This window comes from Duffyella sp. Ts4 (assembly GCF_051851875.1).
Classification (GTDB): domain Bacteria; phylum Pseudomonadota; class Gammaproteobacteria; order Enterobacterales; family Enterobacteriaceae; genus Duffyella; species Duffyella gerundensis.
In genome coordinates this window covers 26,360-33,967 of the sequence record NZ_JBLYPN010000026.1, presented here as the reverse complement: position 1 = coordinate 33,967, position 7,608 = coordinate 26,360, and the positions used below count along the sequence as shown (strand labels likewise).

General features: G+C 53.5%; 6 protein-coding genes. All 6 read right to left on the bottom strand.

Annotated features, from left to right (window positions below; genetic code table 11):
• Positions 1-166 precede the first annotated feature (166 nt).
• The 6 genes from ACJY2L_RS20035 to ACJY2L_RS20010 all read right to left on the bottom strand — a co-directional run bounded on the left by ACJY2L_RS20035 (position 167) and on the right by ACJY2L_RS20010 (position 7,608).
• Entirely contained in the window at positions 167-1,759 is a 1,593-nt protein-coding gene (locus tag ACJY2L_RS20035) for an ABC-F family ATPase (protein WP_067429050.1), read from the bottom strand.
• Between the two features lie 352 nt (positions 1,760-2,111).
• Positions 2,112-2,510, bottom strand: a complete 399-nt coding sequence (locus ACJY2L_RS20030) for an H-NS family histone-like protein (protein ID WP_067429047.1) — start codon at positions 2,508-2,510, stop codon at positions 2,112-2,114.
• 260 nt (positions 2,511-2,770) lie between these two features.
• Positions 2,771-3,196, bottom strand: coding sequence for a thiol-disulfide oxidoreductase DCC family protein (locus ACJY2L_RS20025; protein ID WP_439212884.1), 426 nt, complete (start codon positions 3,194-3,196; stop codon positions 2,771-2,773).
• A gap of 8 nt (positions 3,197-3,204) precedes the next feature.
• Positions 3,205-4,167, bottom strand: a complete 963-nt coding sequence (locus ACJY2L_RS20020) for an AEC family transporter (protein ID WP_439212883.1) — start codon at positions 4,165-4,167, stop codon at positions 3,205-3,207.
• An 88-nt stretch (positions 4,168-4,255) separates the two neighbouring features.
• Positions 4,256-5,743, bottom strand: coding sequence for a sugar porter family MFS transporter (locus tag ACJY2L_RS20015; RefSeq protein WP_209500211.1), 1,488 nt, complete (start codon positions 5,741-5,743; stop codon positions 4,256-4,258).
• Positions 5,744-6,069: 326 nt separating this feature from the next.
• Positions 6,070-7,608 (bottom strand): efflux transporter outer membrane subunit, encoded by a 1,539-nt coding sequence (locus ACJY2L_RS20010; protein ID WP_439212882.1) that lies wholly within the window; start codon positions 7,606-7,608, stop codon positions 6,070-6,072.

Sequence of the window (7,608 nt, the reverse complement as noted above, 5' to 3'; positions counted from 1 at the left end):
CTTCAGGCAGAACGAAGTGGCCTTTGACCTTGATCTGGCCCTTAAAGGCCGCCTGGCTTCAGGCAGAACGAAGTGCCTTTGACCTAAAAGCCGCCCGCGTCCGGGCACACTCCGCCGCCTTTCTGGCGTCAGTAAGCACCCGGCCAGCACGGCCACCTCACCCCGGTTAAACGATGCCCTGACTGCTCAGGTAATCTTCATAATTACCGGTGAAGTCAGCGATCTTGTTCGGCGTCATCTCAATGATGCGCGTCGCCAGTGAACTCACAAACTCGCGGTCGTGTGAAACAAAGATCAGCGTGCCTTCGTACATCTCCAGCGCCATGTTCAATGCTTCAATCGATTCCATGTCGAGGTGGTTGGTCGGCTCATCCATGATTAACACGTTTGGCTTCTGCATCATCAGCTTGCCGAACAGCATGCGTCCTTTTTCACCACCGGAAAGCACTTTTGCTGGCTTTTTGATATCATCCTGCGAGAACAGCAAGCGGCCTAAAATGCTGCGTACCGCCTGCTCGTCGTCGCCTTCCTGCTTCCACTGGCTCATCCAGTCAAACACGGTGAGGTTGTCGCTGAAGTCAGCAGCGTGATCCTGAGCGTAATAACCGATGCGCGCGTTTTCAGACCATTTCACGGTGCCATTGTCAGGGGCCAGATCGCCCACCAGCGTTTTCAGCAGCGTGGTTTTACCGATACCGTTTGGACCCAGAATCGCCAGCTTCTCACCCACCTCCAACAGCAGATTCAGCTTTTTGAACAGCGGACCCTCTTCAAAGCCTTTGGTCAGTGCTTCTACTTCCAGCGCATTACGGAACAGCTTCTTATCCTGATCAAAACGGATAAACGGCGTCTGACGGCTGGAGGCTTTGACTTCGTCGAGCTTGATCTTATCAATCTGTCTGGCGCGCGAGGTCGCCTGACGCGATTTAGAGGCGTTGGCGCTGAAGCGGCTGACGAAGGATTGCAGATCGGCAATCTGCGCTTTTTTCTTGGCGTTGTCAGACAGCAGACGATCGCGTGCCTGGGTGGCCGCGGTCATGTATTCGTCATAGTTGCCCGGATAGACACGCAGCTCGCCGTAGTCGAGATCGGCCATGTGCGTGCAGACCATGTTCAGGAAGTGACGGTCGTGCGAAATAATGATCATGGTGCTGTTGCGTTCATTCAGCACCTGCTCGAGCCAGCGAATGGTATCGATGTCGAGGTTGTTGGTGGGTTCGTCAAGCAGCAGAATATCAGGATTAGAGAACAGCGCCTGCGCCAGCAGAACACGCAGCTTCCAACCGGGCGCCACTTCACTCATCGGGCCATAATGCTGCTCCAGCGGAATGCCCACGCCTAACAGCAGCTCACCAGCGCGTGATTCGGCGGTGTAACCATCCATCTCACCATAGGTCACTTCGAGGTCGGCAACTTTATAGCCATCCTCTTCGCTCATCTCAGGCAAGGCGTAAATACGATCGCGCTCTTCTTTTACCTGCCACAATTCGTCGTGGCCCATAATAACGGTATCGAGCACGCTAAATTTTTCAAAAGCAAACTGATCCTGGCGCAGTTTACCAATACGCTCATTGGGATCGAGCGACACGTTTCCCGCGGAAGGAACCAAATCATTACCCAGTATTTTCATAAAGGTTGATTTGCCGCTGCCGTTGGCACCAATCAGGCCATAACGATTGCCGCCGCCAAATTTAACGGAGATATTTTCAAACAGCGGCTTACTGCCAAACTGCATGGTGACATTGCTGGAAACTAGCACTGGAATAGCCCTACGATTACGAAGCGTTCGGAAAATGAGCGCGCATTATGCCACAGAGTGAACGCGGGGATCATCCCCCGTTGGGCAACGCAGAAAGGCAAAAAGGATTATCAGGACCACAGGGACTTTGCAATAAGGCTGATTTAACAGGTTAAGAATATTCTGGCAGCATTATTTACCCAATGCAGGATTAATGTAACAGATTTTTATCACTGACCACTTCAGCGTAATTTTAGGCGGGTTTTCAGGTTAAAAAAGAGAGGCGTCTGTGGCAGGCGCGATACGGCAGGCAGGGAGTATTGCCATGCTGCCAGCGGAAATCGACCGCTGGCGGGCAATATAACCGTAAAGGTCAGATTAAAAAGTCTTCGAGTTTTTTACCCTGATCGAGCAGTTTTTTGATCGCGGCTGGCGTACGGCCCTGGCCGGTCCATGATTTTTCTTCGCCGTTCTCATCGGTATATTTATATTTAGCCGGGCGAGGAGCACGTTTTGCTCTTTTTTTGCCGCCTTCCATTGCGCCCAATAATTCGCCTGGATCGATGCCGTCTGCAATCAGCATTTCACGATATTTAGAAAGTTTTTCTTCTTTCTCACGCGTCTGTGCGGCTTCGGTTTCAACTTCTTCTTTACGCTCGGCAACAACAACAGAGAACTTTTCCAGAATTTCTTCTAAATCTGTCAGTGACAGCTCACGTGACTGAGCACGAAGCGTACGTATATTGTTTAATACTTTGAGTGTCTCGCTCATTGGAATGTCCTGTGAAAATAGAGGTTACTGTCAGTTAAAGACTACATAACTCCAGCCGAAAAATAAATTATTTTTCTCGTGCAGAATAATCTTAGTTAGCATTTTTGTGAATAGCGCGAGAATAAATGCTTTTTAGATACATCTTTATTTCCCGCCAGCGGCGGTAATTAGCATAAGTATTTTTTTATATTTCTTTATGTAAAGCAGCAAGAGAAACGACATCACATCACAATTACATTTTATGCATTGCTGGATATATATCAGGATAAAAAACGATGCGAATGATCGGCCTGCAAAGCGTTAACCTGATTATATTGACCAAAAATTTGATAGCGGCGTTTCGCCACGGCATCATAAAAAAAATCGCCAATCGGACGCGGAAACAAGCGAAGCGCGGCGCAGGCGCGCCAGGGGAACGGCAAATAAGCCATCACCCGCAGAATGGCAGCAGAACGCATTGAAACCTTTCCATGGTCGATCAGCACCAGCGTGTGAATCTCCTCCTCTGGTAATCCCGCCCAGTTAAGCAGCGCTTTACCGGTGCTATTTTGTACCGCTGCCAGTTGGATGTGCTGCGCTTTATCATGACGAATGATTAGTTTTACCCATGAATTACAGAGCTTACATTTTCCGTCGTATAAGACGATCCGCTGCTGTTTCGCGATTTCATCGATATTTTTTTTCATGATCACCTCTATAAAGGAATAACGGGATAAAATTTATCCAGTAATAACATTAGCAGCGGTGTCGTGAAGGCGGCGAGAACGGTGGAAAATAACATGCTGCTGGCGGTCGGGCCGGTCAATACCTGAAACTGTTGTGACATCAGATAGACGTTAACGCCCACCGACATCGATCCTAACAGCACCACGACGTGCGTCTCCAGCGACGGCAGGCCCAGCGCCCACGCCAGCAGCCAGACGGTCAGCGGCTGCACCACCAGCTTGAGCGCGCAGATGGTGTAGCTGATGCTCAGTCCTTCACGAATGCGATATTGCGCCAGGCTCATTCCCAGCGCGACCAGCGACAGCGGCGCGGCCATTTGACCCAGCATAGAAACCGGCTGCGCAATAATGGTCGGCAACGGGCGATGAAAAATACTCCAGGCGGCACCGCCCAAAATACCGATGATCAGTGGGTTTTTAAGCACGTTTTTGGCGGTAGCGCCTATTCCGGCCAGCGACAAACGGCCATTTTTACTCCACTCCACCGAAATGGTCAGCAGCGACCAGAGAATAAGGCTGTTAAATATCAGCACCAGCGCCACAATCGGCAAGGCGCGCGGTCCCAGTAATAATCCGGCAATCGGAATCCCCAACATCACGTTATTAGAAAAGATGCCGCCGAGGGCAAAGACCGAACTGGCGACGCCTTCGAGGCGGAAGATTTTTATTGCCACCACACGGCCAATGACAAATACCAGCAGGCAGCCGCCAAAAAAGGCCAGCAGCAGCCGAACATCCATTGGCGGGCTTTTATAAAAATTGCTCATCACGCCGAATAACATGCAAGGTAAGGCGACGTTGAATACCAGCTGATTAAGACCATCGCTGACGCTGGTTGACCAGTGTGCAAAACGAATCAGGGAAAAACCGAGGAAGATTAAGATAAAAAGCGGCGTAGAGAGATAGAGCTGATGCAGCAGCGTGATAAACATGCTAACCCGGTTCCTTCAGCGGCAGAGTAAAGTAAAGTCTACGCGCTGAATGAACCGGGGTAAACGAATGGTCGTTATCGCCGGGCGATCACGAACCGGTTTTCGGTGAAATTACCTGGCGACGCAGCGGACGTGTCTCCTCATCATTGCTGAGCCAGTCGTGCAAATAGTGTTCGATTTGCTCCAGGCTGCGATTGCGCGTTTCCGGAATGCATTTCATGACAAATATCGCCCCGGCAATGCCAATCAATCCAAATATAAAGAAGGCGCCGGATAAGCCCACGCTGGCTAACAGCATCGGAAAAGAGAGCGAAATAAGGAAATTGGCGATCCACATGGCAAACACCGCGCCGCCCATGAAAATGCCACGCAGACGGGTCGGAAAGATTTCCGATAACAGCAGCCAGGTCACCGGTGATAAGGCACCCTGCTGAAAACTCAGGAACAATAACATCCCGCCTAACACCAGATAACTGCGTAATACATCAGGCTGGCCATTGATGGTTTCGGGCATAAAATAGCTAATTGCACCGATAATAAACAGGCAGCAGGTACAGCCAAATTGCCCAATTTTCACCATGGTGCGACGGCCAATTTTTCCTAACAACCAGATGCCGACAAAGGTCATCAGCACGGAAATGACGCCGTTAGCGATGGTGGCAATTAACGCCGCGTTGTCGCTCATGCCCACCGCTTTCAGCATGGTCGGCGCATAATACATGATGGTGTTTACCCCGGTAAGCTGCTGAATAACCGCAATACCGATACCGATCATAAACAGCTTCAACAGCCAGGGCTTTTTCAGTTCACGCAGGCGCGGCTTGCTTTTTTCATCTTCCGCCAGCGTCTCTTCGATTTCCGTTAGCTCCCACTCTACGTCTTCTTTGGCCCGCGTGCGCTCCAGTACGCGGCGCGCTTCAGCCAGGCGCCCTTTCATCGCATACCAGCGCGGCGTATCGGGCATAAACAGCATGCCCACCCACAGCAGCACTGCGGGAATGGTCGCCACCGCCAGCATCCAGCGCCAGGTGGTATCGCCGCCCCAGGCAGCGTTAAAGCCCGCATTGGAGATATAAGCCAGCAGTTGACCAGAGACGATCATCAACTCCTGCAGGGTCACCAGCTGGCCGCGCTTATTGGCCGGGGCAATCTCTGCGATGTATACCGGCACCGTGGCTGACGCACCGCCGACGGCGACGCCCAGAACCAGACGGAAGAAAATCATCCACTCAACGTTGGGCGCCAGTGCGGTGCCCAACGCGCCCGCAGCAAAAATAACGGCCAGAATAACGATGATTTTTCTTCGCCCGGCGGCTGCAGCGAAATGCCCTGACAGCAACGCACCAAAAGCGGCACCGAACAGCAGCGAACTGGTCACCAGGCCGGTGGTAAACGGTGTGAGATGCAGCTCCGTGCCCATGAACAGCAAGGCGCCCGAAATAACGCCGGTGTCATAACCGAACAGCAGGCCGCCCAGCGTCGCGATAACCGCAATAACCTTTACCATCGGCTCAGTGCGCGCGGCGCTGTTCGGCCCCGATGCTCTGCTGACGGTAATGTACTCTTCTTTGGCCATGATAATGTCCCCGTAGTGTGACAAAAAAACTAAAAGCGTTGAGCTCACGCGCTTAACAACTTTTCACCCTTATGAAATATAAAATAGTACATAACTTTCATTTTCATTCATGGTGGAAAATTGGTTCTGTGGCAGACCTCATAAACTTTTATTTTTGCTGTGACCCGGAACACACCTCAGGCTTTGCAGGGTTGTTATTGCAGCGCTATTCGGAACAGCGTGGAGGGAACTGAACTGCGTATAAAACGTTCATTCTGTTTTGAGCGGAGAAATGCATGAAAAATACGGCGGGCAGCCAGCGCTGCCCGCTTAAGCTTGTTGTGAGGTTATTGCGCGGCTTTTGCCGGACCGAAGACGTCAAACGATGGCAGCGTCACCTGCTGGTAAGGTTCCCAGCCGCCGCCCAGCGCCTTGTAGAGCGCAACCAGGTCAAGATTGCTCTGCACGCGGGCACGCGCCGCCTGCTGCTTCGCCTGCGCCAGCTGACGTTGAGCGTCGAGCACATCCAGGAAGGTGCTGATGCCTTTACCGTAACTGTCGCTGGCTAAATTAAAGCTACGCTGCAACGACTCCACCGTTTCGTCAAGCTGCGTGACCTGCTGTTGATCGGTGCGATAGCTCACCAGCGCGTTCTCCACATCCTGCAGCGCGGTCAACACCGTCTGTCGATACGCCAGCGCGGCGTTCGCCTGCTGTGCGCGTGCCAGCTTAACGCTGGAAACCAGCCGGCCACCTTCAAAAATCGGAATCGATAATGATGGCCCATAGCTGTAAAAATGGCTGCTCCAGTTATCGAGGTAGCTGGCATCTGTGTTACGCACGCCGAGCTGACCGGTCAGCGACAGGCTCGGAAAAAGCTGTGCGACGTTGACGCCAATGTTTGCGGTTTGCGCGTGCAGCGTGGCTTCAGCCTGACGCACATCAGGACGACGACGCACCAGGGTGGACGGAATGCCGACCGCGACCGCATCGGGTAGCACGGGTAACGCACGGGGTGCCTGAAGCTCGCCATCCAGCATGCCCGGCGGTTTGCCCAGCAGCACCGCCAGGCCATTCATCGCCTGACGAGCCTGAGCCTGATACTGCGGCAACTGAGCCCGTAACGAGCTGAGCTGCGCCCGGCTGTTTTCCACATCCAGCTCAGGCGCCAGGCCGTTGCGCTGCTGGCTTTGCGTCAGCTCAACCGTCTGCTGAGCCACATCAATCTGCGACTGCAACGTGCTGCTGACCGCCTGTGCACCGCGCAGCTGCAAATAGGCCCGCGCCACTTCCGCCTCAACCGAGACCAGCGCATCGTTGCGGCTCTCAATCGACTGCTGTTGCTGTGCATTGGCCATCTCTACCTGACGCCGCACTTTGCCCCACAAATCCAGCTCCCAGCTGGCATCAAAACTGCCCTGATAGAGCGAGACCGGCTGGGTCAGGCTGTCGAGCGCACCGCGCGCTTGCGGTGCCTGTTGATCCACCAGATCGTAAGCGCCATTGGCCTGCAGCAGCCCTTTCGCACCGAGCTGCTGGCGATTGAACGAAGCGGCGCCGTTAAGCGACGGAAAGAGGCCACCGCGCGCCTGCGACAGCTGTTCACGGGCACCGGCGATACGCAGCACCGCCTGTTGCAGCGAGATATTATCGCTGATAGCGCGGCTAATCAGACTGTCGAGCTGCGGATCGTTAAAGCTTTGCCACCATTGCGGGTTCGGCGCCGCCGGTTGCGGCCGCGAACCCTCTGCCGATGCAAGATCGTTGTAGCGGGCCGGCGTGTTGGGCTGCGGCGTCTGGTAATCGGGCCCAACGGCGCAGCCGGCCAGCAGCAGCGTCAGCATCAGCACGCTCAGGCGGGGCTGACGCAGAGAAGTAACGTTCAT